The 2564-nt window shown below is 35.3% G+C and carries 3 protein-coding genes; 1 reads left to right on the top strand and 2 read right to left on the bottom strand.

Annotated features, from left to right (window positions below; all coding sequences use genetic code 11):
- On the bottom strand, positions 1 to 399 hold a 399-nt coding region (locus AC1DUW_RS25615), incomplete at its 3' end, for a TerC family protein (protein ID WP_477643803.1).
- 556 nt (positions 400 to 955) lie between these two features.
- Here AC1DUW_RS25615 and AC1DUW_RS25610 point away from each other — a divergent pair.
- Entirely contained in the window at positions 956 to 1354 is a 399-nt protein-coding gene (locus AC1DUW_RS25610; RefSeq protein WP_053345835.1) for a barstar family protein, read from the top strand.
- A gap of 175 nt (positions 1355 to 1529) precedes the next feature.
- Here the strand turns inward: AC1DUW_RS25610 and AC1DUW_RS25605 are convergent.
- Positions 1530 to 2564, bottom strand: a 1035-nt coding sequence (locus AC1DUW_RS25605; RefSeq protein ID WP_477643802.1) for an alanine/glycine:cation symporter family protein, incomplete at its 5' end; no start/stop codon positions are given.

Below are 2564 nucleotides of genomic sequence, written 5' to 3'. Positions count from 1 at the left end.
GGCAATGACAAGAGCTACCGCTGCTAAAATAGAATCAACAGCGAAGGCGATATCAGCTAATGCAATTTGCACAATAGTCATACGATAGCTTTTCCCTTTTTTCTCTTTTTCTCCGTGGTCCTTTTTTAGTAAATGTTTTAAAGCGATGAAAATTAAATAAGCAGCCCCAATTGCTTGCACTTGCCAAACGTGGAAAAGGTACGAAATAATAAAGATTGCACCAATCCTAAATATAAAAGCTAATAGCAACCCAATATTAATCGCTTTTTTTTGCAGTTCTTCTGGTAAATGTTTTGACATAATAGCTAAAACTAAAGCATTATCTGCAGATAATAAACCTTCTAAAAAAATCAAAATAATTAATACCCAGCCATACTCTAATAATAAAGAAAGTTCCATATTATCCCCCTATAATTATCACTTCATAAGCCAGTATAAGTATGCTTACATGAGTTTAATAACGTTTTGTACTATCGGTATTATATACCATCCAGCCCATATTAAAGATAGTTTGCCTTTTTCTTATTACAATATTGTCTCAACGTATCCACTTCCTTATTCAACTCTTCTGCCCCGATAGTGGAATAAGAAAGAACATATGCTTTTTATATGCTGATATCCTCCCACCTATAAACGAATAATTTAAGTTATCATCTGCAATGTTAGTTAACATGCTATCCACTATTTTAGCTCCCATTGCCTCATAGAAGTGGCAAGAACTATTTTTCTCTAACCCTTTAACACTAGCTGAATTGAAGTCTAAYCTCTTAAATTCAGGAAGGAGTCTTTTTAATAATTTTTTTCCTATCTCTAAACCTTGAAGTTCGCTTAAAATATATATAGATGTTACGTCCTATGTCAAAATTCAGTTTGACAAGTTAATTCTTATTTCACTAAAGAAGTATTGAGTTGAAGAAGGCGATTTAATTAAAATAACGAAAATGATGTATTAGAGGTGATTAAATTTAACAAAGTTTTTGTCATAGATGGTGAAAATTTTTCGGACTTTAATGGACTCTGTAACGAGTTTTCGAATGTAGTTCTCTCTGGAAAATACAAGTGGAATGGAAGTCTCGATGCATTTAATGATATTTTGTTTGGTGGTTTCGGTGATATAGAAGTTGAAGAAGAATATACAATTTTTTGGAGAAATTCTGTCAAATCTAAAATCGATTTAGGGTACGGAGAAACAATAACCATACTGAATGAGATGTTGAAAAATTGCCATCCAAGTAATGAAGAAAAAGTAATTAAAGAAATAAGGGATGCAAAAATGAACATTGGTTCAACTATATTTAATTGGGTAGAAGAAATTATCCTTGATAATAAAAATATAACGTTGATTTTAGAGTAATCCTTAATCAAGTAAAGGGTAGCGATAGTTGAATTAAAAAGGGAATTTAATATGTATCAAGAGTTCCCTTTCTTAATGTATACCTATCAAGATTTAGATTTAACATCGCCTATACAAAAAAAAGCTTATAGACTTGTCCCTAAAAAAAGGGACTTTGTCTACAAGCTGAAGGGCCTTAATTTATTTTTAACTTTCGATTGCTCTTACTCTCATCCACATTATCGGATGGATCACCCCAACATTCCACATTCTTCAAACCTTTAATATTGTTTACATGGAAAACTGGGTTTTTTCCACTCTTCTTTTGTTTTTGATAATCGGCTAGTGCAGCAAATGCAATTTTTCCAAGTAAGGCTATGGCGATTAAGTTGATAATGGCCATTAACCCCATCAGCAAGTCAGCTAGTCCCCATACAAACTTGAGTGAAGCAAGCGAACCGAAAATCACCATCCCTACGACTGCGATACGATATAAGTTTAACCAAACTTTATTTTCATTAATAAAGCCAATGTTCGACTCTCCATAATAGTAGTTACCGACTATGGAACTAAAGGCGAATAACAGTACGATAATGGCAAGGAAAATGCCCGCCCAAGATCCTAATGCCGTACCAAGTGCATTTTGGGTAAGGACTATACCATCTGTTTCCTTCGATGTATACAGGCCTGAGAACAAAATGATGAAGGCGGTCGAACTACAAATGACAAGCGTATCCACAAATACACCAAGTGACTGAATAAGCCCTTGTTTTACCGGATGACTGACATCTGCTGTCGCACCTGCATTAGGTGCACTACCCATCCCGGCTTCATTAGAAAATAGACCTCTCTTGATTCCTTGCATCATGGCAGCGCCTAATGCTCCACTAGCAACTTCCCTTAATCCATCAAAAGCACTTTCAAAGATTAAAACAAAAACACCCGGTAACTCGGTAATATTCATGATAATGATAATCAATGCTACTATCACATATGCTCCTGCCATAATCGGTACGATGACCTCAGATACTTTTGCAATCATTTTAATGCCTCCAAAAATGATGACAGCCGTAACAAGAGCAAGGATGATTGCCGTAACCCACTTATCGATCCCAAACGATTCATTGAACGCACTTGTGATCGTGTTGGCTTGTACAGAGTTGAAAGCAAGCCCAAATGTAAGCGAAATCAATACAGCGAACGTGATACCCATCCAACGGGCATTCAATGC

The sequence above is a fragment of the Peribacillus sp. P4_C12 genome, from assembly GCF_056402095.1.
Note: the sequence above shows the minus strand (reverse complement) of the source record. Positions and strands in the feature narration are given on the sequence as shown.